We start from the raw sequence: 16,179 nt of genomic DNA on the forward strand, positions 1-16,179 counted from the left end.
GATGTCGCGGTGGGCGCCTCGTCGATTCTCACCAGCGAGCTAGGGGGTGCGGTCGCGTTTGAAACCAAAGATCCCTACGATCTCTTGCGTGCTAATGAGACATTTGGAGCACGCCTAAGTGCTGGTTGGGGCAGTAATGACTCCCAACAAGGCTCGTTGACCGTTTATGGGTTGTTGAGTGATGAATGGGATGCGATGGCATATATTAGCCGTTTTGATCGGGACAACTTTAAAGATGGTGACGGTAATCGCACCTTTGGCGGTGAGGGAGAGATCACTAATGGCTTAGTAAAAGTAGGCTGGGAGCCTGCAAGTGGGCATCGCTTTGAACTCAGTTATGATAAGTATCGCGATAAGGGCGACTATCTGCCGCGTCCTGATATGGGTGTAAGCTTCAACCGCAATCGTACCGGTGAAATGATACTGCCAGTGACCTACGATCGCGATACCGCCACGATCAATTACGAATACACCCCGTCACAAGCTATCGAATTGAAAGCGCTGGCCTATTATAACCAGCTGTCACTCACCCGTGATGAAACCGAATTTGCCACCCACCCATTTCTGGCTGACCGCAAAGGCGTCAACGTGGCGGAAGACACGAACCTTGGGGTAAAACTCAGTGTGTCACAGCGTATTGGCGATCACCAACTCGCGTACGGTGCGCACTATGAAAATCAAGACAACGACACTCAATTTGCCAAACCGGGTGTACAGATTTTGGAATCGGCCGACAAGATTGCGCTGTATGTGGAAGACAAGATAGCGCTGACCCCACGTTTTTCGGTGACGCCCGCGGCGCGTTATGACAGCTTTGATCGCCGAGCGACCAGCTCGAGTCAGCGTTATGATGATGTGTCGTTGGCATTGGGGGCCGAGTTTGTCGCTAACGACTATCTCACCGTGTTTGCCAATAGCCGGGAGCTGCACAAAGCGCCACCATTGAACGAGTCATTTACCACCACAGCACTGAGTGAAAGCGCGGATAAAGACTTGAAAGCCGAGCATGGCCGGACCGATGAAACTGGCGTGCGCCTGTCTAATGCAGCGGCGCAAAAAGACTACTTGTTGACCGCCAATTTGACGGTGTTTCGCACTGAACTCGATGATGAAATTGTGGTGCGCAGCTACAAAGATGGCGGTGGCAACTGGGCTTATGAAACCACCAACCGTGGCGATGTCACCTATCGCGGTTTTGAGGCGAGTACCTATTGGGCATGGCAGCAGTGGACGGCGTCAGCCAGTTACAGTCGCACGGATGTGAGTTATTCAGAGGCGTATCAACTGGATCAGATTTTTGGTCGCGCCCGCCACCTCGGCGATACCGTAGCCTTGAATGCGGATTACGCGTTGACCCGTTGGGATGTTTTGCTGGGGTGGAACACTCAAATTCAGCGATCGACCACCGTTCCTGATAGCAACTTGACCAAGCCGGGCTACACAGTCCACAACGTGTTCGCTCAGTGGCAACCGATGGCAGTAGACGGGTTCACTTTGACGGCAGGGGTCGACAACCTGTTTGACAGTCGCTATCGCTCGCATGCGTCAACCTCAGGTAAACGAGGCGCAGAAATCCTCGATTACGAGCCTGGTCGCAATATTAAATTGACGGCATCCTATCAATTTTAATCGCAAAGAGGTGGGCGCTTGCGCCCACCTATCAAGGAGCATTGACGCCTAGTATGACGACGATAATTGACTCCGAGCATGCCCCACGTTACTTGCAGACCTTGTGTCGTCACTTTGGTCGCAAAGTCGAGGCGAGCTGGGATGAGCAAACAGGACGCGTACATTTCCCTGCGGGAGTGTGTGATATGCAGGTGCAAGGAACCCAGTTGCGTGTTACATGCCATGCCGACGATGAAGCGAGCTTAACCTTGGTGACTGAGACGGTCAGTAGCCACATCAAGATGTTTGCACGCCGAGAAGCACTGCCCCATCAGTGGCAGTGCGTCGCCGACGCTTAGGCGCGTTTTTTCGCGCGGCCTTGTACGGCCTTAAAACGTGGATTGGTTTTGCAGATGACGAACATGCGCCCGCGACGACGGACAACCTGACAATCAGGATGGCGCTGGCGGGCGCTTTTTAGTGAGTTAACGACCTTCATGACGACGCCTTTTTGCGGCGGCCGACTTGGCCAAACTTACGCGCGAAGTGTGCCGCGCGCCCCTCTTTGTTCGTCGCTCTTGCCTTCCCGGTATATACCGGATGTGAGGCGCTCGAGATATCCAGTGGGTAGTAAGGATAGGTTTTGCCATCTTGCCACTCGATGGTACGTGATGTTTGCAAGGTTGAGCCGACAATAAAATAGGCGTCAACACTGGTGTCATGAAAAACGACAGAACGGTATTCGGGATGGATATTGGCTTTCATAACGACTCTCCGTTGTTTGTTATGTTATAACGTAACATCAGTAAGGAAGAATGAAAAGTCCATCAGCGTCCAGGTTAAAGATCTCATTTCCCGAACTTTTTGTTGTCAGTTCGCGAAAAGTGTTACTTTTTCTTACCTGAATCAACATACGCGTGACGGCACCTGGTTAGGATTTGGCGATGGTGCTGAGCGCGGTTGCTCACATCTCCCACCAAGGATGGTGCTTATTAGTGGCGATAGGCCGACGGAGGAGCCGTCATATCGTATCTACCCCCAATACGCCATGGGCGTGCCATAGACAATGAATGCATGTGAACGGACGCGTGGGGACGTCTATCCAAAGTAGGAGAAAGTTATGTTCTTGGTTGAGTTATTAGTGGTACTCAGCTGCATCTTAATTGGTGCCCGTATCGGCGGCATTGGTTTAGGTGTGATGGGCGGGGTCGGGCTCGCTGTCTTAAGTTTTGGGTTTGGTTTACAGCCCACGCATCCGCCGATTGATGTTTTATTAATGATCATGGCGGTGGTCGCCGCGGCAGCCACCATGCAAGCAGCAGGTGGCTTGGATTTTTTAATTAAAATTGCCACCAATATATTACGTAAAAACCCACGTCACATTACCTTTGTTGCCCCTTTAGTGACTTATGTATTCACCATGATGGCGGGAACCGGACACGTTGCCTATTCGGTCTTACCTGTTATCGCTGAAGTCAGTCGTAAAAGCGGCATTCGTCCGGCTCGTCCGTTAGGGATGGCGGTCATTGCCTCGCAATTTGCGATTGTGGCCAGCCCCATCGCCGCTGCGGTGGTGGCGTGTGTGGCCTTTTTAGAGCCGCAAGGGATTACCCTTACTGATGTGCTGTCGGTTACCATTCCCAGCACCTTTATTGGCCTTGCCTTGGCGTGTGTGATTGTTAATAAGCTGGGTAAAGAGCTTAAAGACGATCCTGAATATCAACGCCGCTTACAAGATCCCGACTTTCGTCGAGAAATGGAAGCGGATTTGGCGGTGGAAGATATCGAAGTCACGCCGGAGGCGAAGAAATCGGTTGGCTTGTTCTTATTTGGTGCCTTAGCCGTGGTCATAATGGGGGCATTCCCAACCCTGCGCCCGGCCTTTGATGGCGAGCCAATGGGGATGGCGCATACCATTGAAATCGTGATGTTGTCAGTGGGGGCACTGATCATTTTGACCTGTAAGCCGGACGGCAATGCGATTAGCCAAGGTTCGGTATTCCATGCCGGGATGCGTGCGATTGTCGCTATCTTTGGTATTGCTTGGCTAGGTGATACTTTGATTGGTGGCCATGGCGAGATGGTAAAAGAGGCGGTGTCTGGCTTGGTTGAGATGGCACCGTGGACATTTGCGTTTGCGCTGTTCGCTTTGTCAGTCATGGTGAACAGCCAAGGTGCAACGACAGCGGTGTTGGTGCCTGTGGCGATTACCTTGGGGCTGCCGCCTTCGATGATTATTGCGACCTTTGTAGCGGTGAATGGCTACTTCTTTATTCCTAACTACGGGCCGATCATTGCCTCCATCGACTTTGACCGAACCGGCACCACGCGGATTGGTAAGTATATTTTTAATCACAGCTTTATGGCACCAGGCTTGCTGAGTATGGTGTTCAGTATCGCTTGTGGTTTGCTGATTACCCAGGTCTTGTAACGGCAATTTAAGGTATAAAAGAAGGGCGCTGTCAGCGCCCTTGTTGTCTCTGTAGGTGGTTGGTGTCTGTTGTGAGTGACCCACTGATGACTGACCCACTAGGCGTTAAAGCGTTTACCGCGATACTTAGGATGCATCAGGTTCTCCACCGAGAAGATCTCGTCCAGCTCCGCCTCGGTCATTAAACCACGCTCGAGCACCACCTCTTTGACGCTCTTGCCCGTTTCGGCGCAAATCTTACCGACAATATCGCCTTCATGGTGGCCGATAAAGGGGTTAAGATAAGTGATAATCCCAATCGAGTTAAGCACGTAGTGTTCGCACACTGCTTGGTTAACGGTGATCCCACTCACGCACTTCTCACCCAAGTTCCGGCAGCCATTCGCCAGAATGGAGATTGACTCAAACAGCGCCTGGCCAATCACCGGCTCCATCACGTTAAGTTGCAATTGACCGGCTTCGGCAGCAAAGGTGATGGTGGTGTCATTCCCCATCACGCGATAGCAAACCTGGTTAACCACTTCTGGGATCACCGGGTTAACCTTAGCGGGCATGATGGATGAACCGGCCTGCATTTCAGGTAGGTTAATTTCATTGAGCCCGGCACGTGGGCCCGAGGAGAGCAGTCGGAGGTCGTTACAAATCTTCGATAGTTTCACCGCCAGGCGTTTTAGCGAGCCATGGACCATCACATACGATCCACAGTCTGACGTGGCTTCAATCAAATCTTCTGCTGGGATACACGGCAGGCCTGTGATTTCAGCTAGGCGTTTCACCGCCAGTTGCTGATAGCCTTCTGCGGCATTCAGTTTGGTGCCAATCGCGGTGGCGCCGAGGTTGACCTCTAACAGTAGCGCGGCGGTATATTTAATGTTTTTGATTTCTTCGCGCAGTAGCACTGAGAACGCTTTGAATTCTTGCCCGACCGTCATCGGTACCGCGTCTTGTAGCTGGGTGCGGCCCATTTTGATGACATGCGCATAGGCTTCAGCTTTGGCATCGAATTCTTTTTGCAGGTAATCAATCGCATCCATCAGCTTGAGAATGCTGTTGTAAACGGCAATACGGAAGCCTGTTGGGTACGCACAGTTGGTGGATTGGCTCTTATTGACGTGATCGTTGGGGTTAATCACATCATAGTCACCTTTCTCATGCCCCATCAGTTCAAGCGCAAGGTTGGCAATCACCTCGTTGGCATTCATGTTGACAGAGGTGCCTGCGCCGCCTTGGAAGACATCCGAGGGGAACTGATCCATGCATTTGCCGGTTTCTAAAATCTGGTCACAAGCTTTGATGATGTAATCACCGACATCGGCAGGAATAACACCAAGCTCTTGGTTTGCCATCGCAGCGGCTTTTTTGGTGTAAACCATGCCGCGAACGAAATCGGGGATATCAGAAATCCGGGTACCGGAAATGGTAAAGTTTTCGACTGCCCGCAACGTATGGATACCGTAGTAGGCATCGGCAGGTACCGCGCGTTGGCCGAGTAAATCTTCTTCTAAACGGGTTGCAGTAGTGAGGATCGAGGTTTCATTGGGTGTTACAATCGTCTGAGACATGCGTTGGCCTTAACATCAAGTTATTATAATGATTAAAACGTCGCCACAAATTTTGCTGTAGAATCCATTCCTCAGAGATTTTGGCTGGATGTATTATCTGTTACATCCTTTCAGCCGCCATTACAGCATATAATGCGGTGAAAAGGGCTGACCCCGGTCACAGCTGTAGCATGGCGCATAGACAAAATGCGCTTTCTTGCACATTGATTCAAGCGCTAAATTCGGTTTCGTTGTTCGGCGTTTGGCGGATTTTGATGTTAGGATGAAAAGTCCATTTCCAGCGCGAGGTGAATCGTGTTTCCAATCTTATTGCTGCTATTTATTCTGGTCCCAGTGATTGAAATCGGCCTGTTTATTCAGGTTGGTGGTTGGTTGGGATTGTGGCCAACACTGGCGCTGGTTTTGATCACCGCATTCGTCGGAGCCTCCTTGGTGCGCAGCCAAGGACTGATGACCTTGGCCTCGGTGCAAGACAGGCTTAATCGCGGAGAATTGCCCGCCCAGCAAATCCTTGAAGGCGTGATGCTGGCCGTCGCTGGCGTGCTGCTGTTAACGCCAGGCTTTATGACCGATGCAATGGGGATGTTGGTGCTGCTACCAGCACCGCGTGCCGCGCTCGCCAAACAAGTGATGAAGCGCGTCACTGTCTCTCAAGCGGGCTTTAGCCAAGGTGGCTTCCATCAAGGGGGCAATGCGCAAGGACCTTTTGGGGAAGATCCTTTTCGTCGCGGAGGCCGTGGTGACGATGGCAACACCTTTGAGGGGGAATATGAGCGCAAAGATGACGACGATGATGACCATCGTCTGCGCTAAGCCATTTCGGGGTTAAATTCAGCCAAAAGGCCGCATCATGAGGATGCGGCCTTTTTCGATCATAACGTCCGCTTATTGGGTGAGCTCGGGGCGCTGACGGTATTGATCGAGTGATGCTGGGTTATCCAAGGCGCTTAACTGTGCCACGTCTTGGCCATGGACCACATCGCGCACCGCCAGCTCGGCCAGTTTCCCTGACTTGGTGCGCGGAATATCGCTCACCTCGGCAATCACGGCGGGAACATGACGCGGCGTGCACTGGGTGCGGATGGTTTTTTTGATGGTTTGCTTGAGTGGTTCATCCAGTGTCACACCAGCAGCGAGTTTGACGAATAGCACTACGCGGACATCGTTTTTCCATTGCTGACCGATGACCACTGAATCCATGATCTCGCTAAGCTGATTTACATGGCGATAGATCTCCGCCGTACCAATTCGTACCCCGCCCGGGTTCAATACCGCATCAGACCGACCATAAAACACCATGCCACCTTGTGCGGTCAGGCGCACATAGTCACCATGAAACCAGATATCATCCATCTTGTTCCAATAGGCATTGTGATAGCGACTGCCATCGGTATCGTGCCAAAAGCCAACCGGCTGGTTGGGGAAGCTATTGCAACACACCAGCTCCCCTTTCTGCTCCTCAACTGCTTGGCCTTGGGGGTTAAACACTTGTACATCCAGCGCCAAGCCGCGCTTTTGGCTTTCGCCGCGATAAACCGGTGACAGTGGACTGCCAAGAACAAAGCAGCCACAAATATCAGTGCCACCCGCAATCGAACTTAACTGCAGATTAGACTTTATCTTTTGATAGACATAATCAAACTGCTCGGGCGCAAGTACCGAGCCGGTCGAACATAGGACGCGTAGCGACGCCAGCGAGTAATCATCTTTCGGCGCCACACCTTGTTTTTCCAATGCTTCTAAGTATTTCGCTGCGGTACCAAAAAGGGTGAGCTGATGCCGCTCGGCCAGTCGCCAAAGTACCCCCGCATCTGGATAAAACGGTGAGCCATCATAAAGCACCAAGGTCGCGCCGCTTGCTAAAGCGCTGACTTGCCAATTCCACATCATCCAGCCGCAGGTGGTGAAATAGAAAAAGCGATCGCCGGGGCGCACATCCGAATGGAGCTGATGCTCTTTCAAATGATTGAGCAATATTCCCCCTACCGAATGAATAATGCACTTGGGCTTGCCCGTGGTGCCGGAAGAGTAAAGCACAAAGAGTGGAGCATTGAACGCCACCCGGGTAAAGCGAAGCGGCGGCGCGTCGTGGGCTAATAAATCTTGCCAATTATCCACGCCAGCAGGTAAAGAAGGTCGAACGCCATCAAAAGGGATCACCACTAAGCGCTCAATGGCTGGTACCTTATCCACCACCTGCTGTGCTTTATTCAGGCAGTCATAGGTTTTGCCGTTATAGTGGTAATGATCGGTGGTAAACAGCACTTTGGGCTCGGTTTGGCCAAAACGGTCTAACACACTGTCGACGCCAAAATCCGGTGAGGTTGAGGTCCAAATCGCGCCCAGTGCCGCGGTGGCAAGCATCGCAATCACGGTTTCAGGCAGGTTAGGTAAATAGCCAGCAACCACATCGCCCGGTTGGACGCCTTGTGTGTCTAGGTAGTGACGGATGGCCGCGACTTGATCAACGAGCTCACGCCAAGTGAGGGTTCGTGCTACCTCATGCTCACCGCTAAAAATCATCGCCGGTTGGTCGGCATATTGCTCTGCGTGCTTGAGCAGGTTTTCGGCATAGTTCAGACGTGCGGTGGGAAACCAGTGGCTATCTCGATTGGGGTGCTCGGGATCGATATCGCACACTCTCTCGCCCGGATCGCCGATCACGCCGGCAAATTGCCATAACTGTTGCCAAAAATCGCCGCTTTGACGTACTGACCATGCATAAAGATCGTCATAACCGCTTAGCTGGGTGTCGTGAGTCTGATTCACGGCACGGATAAACGCGGCGAGTAAGGTGTGGGTTTGACGTTCCTTATCCGGCGCCCACAACAATCCGTCTTTCATGTCCTCTCCTTAGCCCTTATCAGGATGTGCCTGTATAAATGCATCCAACGTTTGGCACTGCGCTTCAATGCGTGTCAGGGTTGGGTATGCCGTTAAATCAAACGCAAATCGGCGTGCATTAAACAGCTGCGCGACCAAACAAATATCGGCCAAATTGGGCGCTTCTCCGCCGATAAAGGAGCTGTCTAATCCCTGTAGTTTGGCTTCCAAGCCATCGAACCCTTGGTTTAGCCAATGGTGATACCAAGTGATTTTGTCATCATCACTGTGGCCAAAGGGGCCAGTTAAGTATTGTAGAACCCGTAAGTTATTGAGTGGATGCACATCACAGGCAATGTCGAGTGCCAGTGAGCGGCACTGGGCTTTTTGCACTGGATCACTGGGGAGCAGTTTGACCTGTGGATAGCGCTCATCGAGGTATTCGATAATGGCCAGTGATTGGCTCAAGGTGACATCGCCATCGACCAAGGTCGGCACTAAACCGGCGGGATTGAGTGAACGATAGGCGTCACTGTGCTGGTGTTTATCCAGCAGAGAAACGGTTTCTCGTTGGTAGGTAAGGCCTTTAAGGCCAAGGGCGATGCGGACGCGATAGGCCGCGGTCGACTTACTGTAATCATAAAGCAGCATACAAGCTCCTAGACGGCGTCAACGTCAAGCGCGCCTAGAGGTACTAGGCGCGCATCAAGGTTACTCTGCGATGTAACGGGTCACAGTTTGCTCAATGGCGCCGAAAATAGACGCATCTTGGCTGTCGCGCATATCGATAGTGACGCTATCGCCAAAGGTCATAAACGGGGTTTTTGCCTCGCCTTGGTCGATAATTTCTAGCATGCGCTTTTCGGCTAAGCAGCACGAGCCTTTACTGCGATCGGTATTGGACACGGTGCCGGAGCCAATAATAGTCCCGGCACTGACATGGCGGCTTTTCGCTACATGGGCGACCAGTTCGGCAAAATCAAAGGTCATATCGACACCGGCCTCGGGCGAGCCGAACCATTCGCCGTTGAGGGTGACATGCATCGGTAAGTGGACTTTATGATCGCGCCAGTGATCGCCCAGCTCATCAGGGGTAACCGCCACCGGCGAAAAGGCAGAGGCGGGCTTGGATTGGAAAAAGCCGAACCCTTTGGCAAGCTCGCCGGGGATCAGGTTGCGCAGAGAAACATCGTTGACCAGCATCAGTAATTTAATGTGTTGGCCGGCTTTGTCAGCGCTTAGGTGCATGGGGACATCATCGGTGACGACGGCTAGCTCGGCTTCAAAGTCACAGCCCCACGCATCATCCACTAATTCAATCTCATCACGCGGACCAAGAAAGCCATCAGACATGCCTTGATACATCAAAGGATCGGTCCAAAAACTCTCAGGCATTTGTGCGCCGCGTGCTTTGCGCACCAGTTCAACGTGGTTAACGTAGGCGCTACCATCCGCCCACTGAAAGGCGCGGGGCAGTGGAGAGTCGCAGACGCTTGGGTCAAAGGCAAAGGACTCACTGACTTGGTTGTCGTTGAGCGCGTCGTAGCGCTGAGTCAGTTTGGGCGCCAGTGTCGCCCAATTATCGAGTGCCGCTTGTAGTGTGGGCGCAATATCGTCGGCGTGGACGGCGCGAGTAAGGTCACGAGAGACCAAAATCAATTTGCCATCACGTCCGTGTTTGAGTGAAGCCAGTTTCATTGCTTTCTCCTTCGCTATTCTGCGTCACTTGGCGTGCGCCAAGAGTAAACATAATCGGTCAGTTCGGTGGCTTTCGCCGCGTCGCCCATATCAAGTGGCATGCGGGTATCAATCATCACCGCCACTTCGTCGGTCTCTTTTTTCTGATGCTTTTTGCCCGCAGCAAAGGCTTTTGGGTGAGGACCATGTGGGAAGCCACAAGGGTGTAGAGTCACCATGCCGGCATCAATGTTATCGCGGCTGAAAAAGTCACCTTGGTGATAGAAAAGCACTTCATCATAGTCATCGTTATTGTGGTAGAAAGGCACCTTCAGTGCGCCAGGATCTGACTCGATCGGGCGGGGGACAAAGGTACAAATCACAAAACCTTGCGCGACAAAGGTGGTGTGCGCGGATGGTGGTAAGTGGTAACGATGGCTCATCAACGGGCGGATATCTCGCCAGTTGAGCCGGAATACGGTGAGATTGCCCTTCCAGCCCACGGCATCGAGTGGGTTATAAGGGTAAGTGACACGGTTAAGCTGTTGGCGCGATTTGATCATCACTTGCCAGCTTTCGCTGTCGGATTGCTGGGCTTTAAAACTATCGTCAATGCGCGCATGTTCTAACACCGCAGGGTCAAACACCGCATGTTCGCCGACAATGCCTCGTTCGGCGCTCATGTAGGAGCCATGAGTCGCTTCAATCATCAGCAAGGAGGTGGCCTCATCCGGCACCAGTCGCCAGCTGGTGGCGCGAGGAACGATCAAATAATCGCCTTTGCTGTAGCGCAAGTGGCCATAATCGCAATACAGCGAGCCTTCGCCCTGATGGACAAACAAGCAATCGTCGCCATCGCTGTTGCGCACCAGATAAGACATGGCGGTATCGGTACGCCATAAGCGAACCTGAACGTTGGCATTAGATAACAGCACAGGTGCATCCATTGGCGACGTGCCTTGCGTTTCAACTCGGTTGGTATCAAAAGCATGCGGTCGTAATGGGCCTTCCCACTCGCTCCAGCCCGTCGGGGGATGGCGGTGATACATATGACTGGCCGGGCCAAAAAAGCCTTCCTTGCCACACTCGCGCTCGTAGGTTCCCTCGGGAAAGTCGCAGTGGGCTTGACGTGAGGCATCCCCTTCACGAATAGGGAATGAAAACCACTTTCGCATAACTCGCTCCTTGTGCTGGGCGGCCGTGCTCACCGGGACGGCCAAATAGTTTCAAAAGAAACAATCTATCCGTTTATACTAGCGATCAGAGACGAGAAAAAGCAACGCTCTGTTAACAAATATTTTACTTTGAGTGTTCAGTATTTTTGCCGCCTAAAAATCGTAAGTGTAAACAAAGCACTACCTTTGCATCTTATCGAAGCCTCTCGTAAAGTAGGTTATATGATTTCATTTGAAACTAACTGATATGACCCTTCCTCATTTAGCACTCGATAGCTTTTTGCCTTATAAGTTGGTCCACACGGCGGAGTTGGTGGCCGATAGTCTTGCGGCACGTTATGAAGCAGAGTTTGGATTATCGCGTCCAGAATGGCGCGTGCTGGCCTCTTTGGGGGCACGGGATGGCGTGATGGCGAAAGATTTAGCCGCAGAAACGCGGCTGGATAAAGTAAAAGTGTCGCGCTTGCTTACCCGTTTAGAGCAGCACCAACTGGTAGAGCGACGCGCGTGCCAAGGTGATCAGCGCGCCGCGTTAGTCCATTTGACCGATAAAGGACGCACCCATTATCAGACTATTGTCCCCAAGGTGTTGGAGTGGGAAACAGCCATGCTTGAGGGACTCAGTGCGGCGCAGTATCAAGCGCTTTATCAGGCGTTAGACGCTCTGCAGCACCGCGTTCATGAGTTGGCTCAGACGGACAATGATGCCGCGAGTGTCTGACGGCGCAGCACCACGGCATACAGGTACGCCATAATACCGGCCAGTAGATTAGCAATGGCGATTCCCGCAAACAGGCCATGGGTGCCGTTGACCATGCCGCCCAGCCACGCACAGGGCACCAAGAAGACAAACAAACGGACGAGGTTGCAGGCGAACGAATGCAATGAACGCTTCATAGCATTCAGGCCGCCGACCAACAACATCAAGGTGCCTTGTAAGCCGTAACTGGCTGGAACCACCATCAAATAGTGGGCAATTTCTTGTTGAACCCGCACATCGTCACTGAACAAATTCGCAATCAGATCGATAAAAGGCCACAGCGACAAGTACAGGGCAAACTGGAACAAGATGGCAAAGCGCATCGCGCTAAACAGTGCCTGAAAGGCCCGTTGATGGTATTGCGCGCCAAAGTTTTGCGACATTAAGGGCGTGAGCGATGACGTCATCGCCATCATCACAATTAATAAAATGGCTTCAATACGCTGAGCGGCGCCATAGGCGGCAACACTCTCTGTCCCTTGCGAGGCGAGCATCATCATTAAAATGGCACCTGCCGCCGGGTTTAAGGCATTGGTCATCCCAGCCGGCATACCAATTTTAAGGATTTGACGCACGTCAGTCGCCAGCTTGGTCCATTGTGGTGCGATTAGTAGCCGTTCACGGCGAATCAGTATACTTAGCGCGGCTATCAATGCCCCCGCCCAACTGACGGCGCTGGCGATGGCGGCCCCTTTTACGCCCAGCTCGGGAAACGGACCCAAGCCAAAAATCAGTAAGGGATCGAGCGTCCCATTAATCAGGCCGGAGACCATCATGATTTTCGCCGGCGTTTTGGTGTCGCCCGTGGCGCGGATAGCGGCGTTTCCTGCCATGGGTACCACAAGTAATGGAATGGTGAGGTACCATACCTGCATATAGTCGTGGATCAACGGCAATAAGTTGTCGCTTGCCCCGAGTGCGGAGAACACTGGATTGATGGTAGCCGCCCCCAGCCAACCGACGGCCATCACTATGAATACCGCCAAGATCAAGCCGTGACTCGACACCCGCGCGGCATCTTGATGATCGCCTTGACCAAGCAATCGCGCCACCAAGGCGGCAATGCCGACCCCTAACCCGAGCGTGATGGAGTTAACCGCAAAGGTGATGGGGAAGGTGAAGCTCACCGCAGCTAGTGCTTCCGTGCCAAGCAGTGAAATAAAGAAGGTATCCACCACATTGAACATGATGATCGCGAACAGCCCAAATACCATGGGCACGGTCATCTTACGCAATGTGAGGTTGATCGGGGCGGAGAGCAGCCCGTGTTTGTCGTTCATAATCGCTTATCACTGGGTTGGGAGGGCTTACCCTAGCGGATCCTCACAATCGGAGAAAGTTGCCAGTCTAAAAAAACAAAAAAATTACTGTAAAACCCTTGGGAAAGAAAAAGGGCGTCCCCACATAGGGAGTTACATCAGGAACCGGACGCATGTACGGCCTGTGTGCATACTTACTTCATCAAACGGAACATCATTACTAATTCAGGAGACGACCGATGAACATTCGTCCACTACATGATCGCGTTATCGTTGAGCGCCAAGAAGCTGAGTCTAAATCAGCGGGCGGCATCGTGTTAACTGGTTCTGCTGCAGAAAAGTCTACCCGCGGTAAAGTGCTGGCGGTAGGCAAAGGCCGTATTCTTGAAAACGGCAACGTGCAGCCATTGGACGTTCAAGTGGGTGACACTGTTATCTTCTCTGAAGGCTTTGGCACCAAGACGGAAAAAATCGAGGGTCAAGAAGTTCTGATCTTGTCTGAAAGCGACATTATGGCAATCGTTGAATAATTCATTTCACCTCCAATCAATAACGTAAGAAAGGAATAGAATCATGGCTGCTAAAGACGTTAAATTTAGTGACGACGCGCGTGCGAAAATGCTCGAAGGTGTGAATGTTCTGGCTGATGCCGTGAAAGTCACACTAGGCCCTAAAGGCCGCAACGTAGTACTAGACAAATCATTCGGTGCCCCAACCATCACCAAAGATGGCGTCTCTGTTGCGCGTGAAATTGAACTGGAAGACAAATTCCAGAACATGGGCGCACAAATGGTGAAAGAAGTGGCGTCTCAGTCGAACGACGCTGCGGGTGACGGAACGACAACTGCAACTGTATTGGCGCAATCTATCGTCAATGAAGGTTTGAAAGCAGTCGCGGCGGGCATGAACCCAATGGATCTAAAGCGCGGTATCGACAAAGCGGTTGTTGCGGCGGTTGAAGAGTTGAAAAAACTGTCTGCGCCTTGCACCAGCAACAATGCGATTGAGCAAGTGGGTACCATTTCTGCGAACTCTGACCACACTGTTGGTAAGATCATCGCTCAAGCGATGGAAAAAGTCGGTCGTGACGGTGTTATTACCGTTGAAGAAGGTCAATCACTGCAAGACGAACTGAGCGTCGTAGAAGGCATGCAGTTCGATCGTGGTTACCTATCTCCTTACTTCATCAATAACCAAGAAGCCGGTAACGTTGAGCTGGATAACCCATTTATCCTACTGATCGACAAAAAAGTCTCGAATATCCGCGAGCTGCTACCAACCCTTGAAGCGGTTTCTAAAGCGTCTCGTCCTCTGCTGATCATTGCAGAAGATCTTGAAGGTGAAGCGCTGGCAACCCTGGTTGTCAACAACATGCGTGGCATCGTCAAAGTTGCTGCCGTGAAAGCCCCTGGCTTTGGTGACCGTCGTAAAGCGATGCTGCAAGATATCGCAACCTTGACGGCAGGTACTGTGGTTTCTGAAGAAATCGGCATGGACCTAGAGAAAGTGACGTTGGAAGACCTGGGTCAAGCCAAGCGTGTTACCGTCACCAAAGACAACACCACTATCGTTGACGGTGTCGGTGAGGAAGCGGCGATTGAAGGGCGTGTTGCGCAGATTCGCCAGCAAATCGAAGAAGCAACCTCAGACTACGACAAAGAAAAACTGCAAGAGCGCGTCGCTAAACTGGCTGGCGGTGTTGCAGTGATCAAAGTCGGTGCGGCGACAGAAGTCGAGATGAAAGAGAAGAAAGATCGCGTTGAAGATGCCCTGCACGCAACACGTGCGGCGGTTGAAGAAGGCGTGGTTGCCGGTGGTGGTGTTGCCCTAATCCGTGCGGCGAGCAAAGTTGGCGAGCTTAAAGGTGACAACGAAGAGCAAAACGTGGGCATCCGTGTTGCACTGCGCGCCATGGAATCACCACTTCGTCAAATCGCGACCAACGCAGGTGATGAAGACTCAGTGGTTGCTAACAAAGTGAAATCTGGCGATAACCACTTTGGCTACAATGCATCAACTGGCGAATACGGCGACATGATTGAGATGGGTATTCTTGACCCAACTAAAGTAACACGTAGTGCACTACAGTTCGCTGCCTCTGTTGCGGGTCTGATGATCACCACTGAAGCCATGGTTACCGATCTGCCACAAAAAGACGGTGGTGCTGATATGGGCGCTGCTGCTGGTATGGGTGGCATGGGCGGAATGGGCGGCATGATGTGATCGCCTTTCCCTCATAAATGAAAAAACCCAGCTTCGGCTGGGTTTTTTCGTTCTCGGGCTGACGCCAATAACGCGGCTCAGTGCGGAGACGCAGATGAAAAAATATTCATCACTGCGACACCCGAGACAATCAGTGCCATTCCTATCACCGCCGGTGCATCCAGCTTTTGGTCAAAGACTAGCCAACCAATCAAAGCAATCAATGTCACGCCCGCGCCGGCCCATATCGCATAGGCGATGCCTACAGGAATTGCGCGTAAAGTGAGGGCGAGTAGATAGAAAGAGAAACTGTATCCCACCACCACTAATATCGAAGGAACGAGCTTAGAAAAGCCGTCACTGTTTTTGAGTGATGCGGTTGCAATCACCTCTGCCACAATAGCAAACCCTAGAAAAAGCCAATGCTTCATATCGATGACTCCCAAGTGAGAAACAGGCAGGCCATGCTACCAGCCAATTTTTATGATGTATGCCTCATTTTGAGTGGAGAAGAGTGAAAAGCATGATGAGCGATGTAAGCCAAGGTGAACACTGGCGGCAAAACACAAGGGTTAAAATAGACAAAAAAAACGATTTTGTACGAATTTCGTTCAGGTGAGATTTTTTTTGCAAAAAGGGGTTGCGGGAAAAACTGAGATCTCTATACTGCGCTTCCTGTTGA

Annotated in this window: 16 protein-coding genes; 7 read left to right on the top strand and 9 right to left on the bottom strand. The window is 51.9% G+C overall.

Annotation, left to right across the window (positions count from 1 at the left end):
- Positions 1-1,629 (top strand): TonB-dependent receptor (locus C7A19_RS15645; RefSeq protein ID WP_116645250.1); only part of this gene is annotated, 1,629 nt, incomplete at its 5' end.
- Positions 1,630-1,682: 53 nt separating this feature from the next.
- Complete coding sequence (locus C7A19_RS14480) at positions 1,683-1,967, top strand: DUF2218 domain-containing protein (protein ID WP_116645251.1); 285 nt, start codon at positions 1,683-1,685, stop codon at positions 1,965-1,967.
- On the opposite strand, the gene ykgO is transcribed toward C7A19_RS14480, so the two are convergent.
- Both ykgO and C7A19_RS14490 read right to left on the bottom strand, forming a co-directional pair.
- The gene (gene ykgO / locus C7A19_RS14485) at positions 1,964-2,107 is read right to left on the bottom strand and encodes a type B 50S ribosomal protein L36 (protein WP_074214039.1); all 144 of its coding nucleotides are present in this window, start codon (positions 2,105-2,107) and stop codon (positions 1,964-1,966) included. The two genes, C7A19_RS14480 and ykgO, sit on opposite strands and share 4 nt — an antisense overlap.
- Complete coding sequence (locus C7A19_RS14490; protein WP_069361518.1) at positions 2,104-2,373, bottom strand: type B 50S ribosomal protein L31; 270 nt, start codon at positions 2,371-2,373, stop codon at positions 2,104-2,106. Before C7A19_RS14490 ends, ykgO begins: the two co-directional genes overlap by 4 nt.
- 355 nt (positions 2,374-2,728) lie before the next feature.
- Between C7A19_RS14490 and C7A19_RS14495 the strand changes: the two genes are divergently transcribed.
- A complete protein-coding gene (locus C7A19_RS14495) occupies positions 2,729-4,039 on the top strand; it encodes an anaerobic C4-dicarboxylate transporter (RefSeq protein WP_069361517.1) in 1,311 nt (436 codons plus the stop codon).
- 98 nt (positions 4,040-4,137) lie between these two features.
- On the opposite strand, the gene aspA is transcribed toward C7A19_RS14495, so the two are convergent.
- On the bottom strand, positions 4,138-5,601 hold the full coding sequence (aspA, locus tag C7A19_RS14500) for an aspartate ammonia-lyase (protein WP_069361516.1): 1,464 nt from the start codon (positions 5,599-5,601) through the stop codon (positions 4,138-4,140).
- 294 nt (positions 5,602-5,895) lie between these two features.
- On the opposite strand from aspA, the gene C7A19_RS14505 reads away from it, so the two are divergent.
- A complete protein-coding gene (locus C7A19_RS14505; RefSeq protein WP_077600589.1) occupies positions 5,896-6,414 on the top strand; it encodes an FxsA family protein in 519 nt (172 codons plus the stop codon).
- Between the two features lie 72 nt (positions 6,415-6,486).
- On the opposite strand, the gene C7A19_RS14510 is transcribed toward C7A19_RS14505, so the two are convergent.
- From C7A19_RS14510 to C7A19_RS14525, 4 genes are read right to left on the bottom strand one after another with little or no spacing between them, the layout of a single operon-like run.
- Entirely contained in the window at positions 6,487-8,445 is a 1,959-nt protein-coding gene (locus C7A19_RS14510; protein WP_116645252.1) for an acetoacetate--CoA ligase, read from the bottom strand.
- 9 nt (positions 8,446-8,454) lie between these two features.
- Complete coding sequence (gene maiA / locus C7A19_RS14515; RefSeq protein ID WP_116645253.1) at positions 8,455-9,075, bottom strand: maleylacetoacetate isomerase; 621 nt, start codon at positions 9,073-9,075, stop codon at positions 8,455-8,457.
- A gap of 60 nt (positions 9,076-9,135) precedes the next feature.
- The gene (locus C7A19_RS14520; protein WP_116645254.1) at positions 9,136-10,122 is read right to left on the bottom strand and encodes a fumarylacetoacetate hydrolase family protein; all 987 of its coding nucleotides are present in this window, start codon (positions 10,120-10,122) and stop codon (positions 9,136-9,138) included.
- Positions 10,123-10,136: 14 nt separating this feature from the next.
- The gene (locus tag C7A19_RS14525; protein ID WP_116645255.1) at positions 10,137-11,276 is read right to left on the bottom strand and encodes a homogentisate 1,2-dioxygenase; all 1,140 of its coding nucleotides are present in this window, start codon (positions 11,274-11,276) and stop codon (positions 10,137-10,139) included.
- Between the two features lie 232 nt (positions 11,277-11,508).
- On the opposite strand from C7A19_RS14525, the gene C7A19_RS14530 reads away from it, so the two are divergent.
- Entirely contained in the window at positions 11,509-11,997 is a 489-nt protein-coding gene (locus tag C7A19_RS14530) for a MarR family transcriptional regulator (RefSeq protein ID WP_235614320.1), read from the top strand.
- Here the strand turns inward: C7A19_RS14530 and C7A19_RS14535 are convergent.
- Positions 11,967-13,316, bottom strand: a complete 1,350-nt coding sequence (locus C7A19_RS14535; protein ID WP_069361509.1) for an MATE family efflux transporter — start codon at positions 13,314-13,316, stop codon at positions 11,967-11,969. The two genes, C7A19_RS14530 and C7A19_RS14535, sit on opposite strands and share 31 nt — an antisense overlap.
- 218 nt (positions 13,317-13,534) lie before the next feature.
- Between C7A19_RS14535 and C7A19_RS14540 the strand changes: the two genes are divergently transcribed.
- Together C7A19_RS14540 and groL are read left to right on the top strand one after the other, a co-directional pair.
- Entirely contained in the window at positions 13,535-13,825 is a 291-nt protein-coding gene (locus C7A19_RS14540) for a co-chaperone GroES (RefSeq protein ID WP_046074554.1), read from the top strand.
- A gap of 43 nt (positions 13,826-13,868) precedes the next feature.
- Positions 13,869-15,518, top strand: coding sequence for a chaperonin GroEL (gene groL, locus C7A19_RS14545; RefSeq protein ID WP_069361508.1), 1,650 nt, complete (start codon positions 13,869-13,871; stop codon positions 15,516-15,518).
- Positions 15,519-15,595: 77 nt separating this feature from the next.
- Here the strand turns inward: groL and C7A19_RS14550 are convergent, their stop codons facing one another.
- Positions 15,596-15,928 (bottom strand): SMR family transporter, encoded by a 333-nt coding sequence (locus C7A19_RS14550; RefSeq protein ID WP_077486472.1) that lies wholly within the window; start codon positions 15,926-15,928, stop codon positions 15,596-15,598.
- Between the last annotated feature and the right edge of the window lie 251 nt (positions 15,929-16,179).

Source organism: Salinivibrio sp. HTSP (assembly GCF_003390965.1).
Classification (GTDB): Bacteria; Pseudomonadota; Gammaproteobacteria; order Enterobacterales; family Vibrionaceae; genus Salinivibrio; species Salinivibrio kushneri.

Bases quoted from the DNA above. Each gene is read 5' to 3' on its own strand.
- C7A19_RS14480 (WP_116645251.1), top strand. From the start codon at position 1,683: ATGACGACGATAATTGACTCCGAGCATGCCCCACGTTACTTGCAGACC.
- ykgO (WP_074214039.1), bottom strand. From the start codon at position 2,107: ATGAAGGTCGTTAACTCACTAAAAAGCGCCCGCCAGCGCCATCCTGAT.
- C7A19_RS14490 (WP_069361518.1), bottom strand. From the start codon at position 2,373: ATGAAAGCCAATATCCATCCCGAATACCGTTCTGTCGTTTTTCATGAC.
- C7A19_RS14495 (WP_069361517.1), top strand. From the start codon at position 2,729: ATGTTCTTGGTTGAGTTATTAGTGGTACTCAGCTGCATCTTAATTGGT.
- aspA (WP_069361516.1), bottom strand. From the start codon at position 5,601: ATGTCTCAGACGATTGTAACACCCAATGAAACCTCGATCCTCACTACT.
- C7A19_RS14510 (WP_116645252.1), bottom strand. From the start codon at position 8,445: ATGAAAGACGGATTGTTGTGGGCGCCGGATAAGGAACGTCAAACCCAC.
- maiA (WP_116645253.1), bottom strand. From the start codon at position 9,075: ATGCTGCTTTATGATTACAGTAAGTCGACCGCGGCCTATCGCGTCCGC.
- C7A19_RS14520 (WP_116645254.1), bottom strand. From the start codon at position 10,122: ATGAAACTGGCTTCACTCAAACACGGACGTGATGGCAAATTGATTTTG.
- C7A19_RS14525 (WP_116645255.1), bottom strand. From the start codon at position 11,276: ATGCGAAAGTGGTTTTCATTCCCTATTCGTGAAGGGGATGCCTCACGT.
- C7A19_RS14535 (WP_069361509.1), bottom strand. From the start codon at position 13,316: ATGAACGACAAACACGGGCTGCTCTCCGCCCCGATCAACCTCACATTG.
- C7A19_RS14540 (WP_046074554.1), top strand. From the start codon at position 13,535: ATGAACATTCGTCCACTACATGATCGCGTTATCGTTGAGCGCCAAGAA.
- groL (WP_069361508.1), top strand. From the start codon at position 13,869: ATGGCTGCTAAAGACGTTAAATTTAGTGACGACGCGCGTGCGAAAATG.
- C7A19_RS14550 (WP_077486472.1), bottom strand. From the start codon at position 15,928: ATGAAGCATTGGCTTTTTCTAGGGTTTGCTATTGTGGCAGAGGTGATT.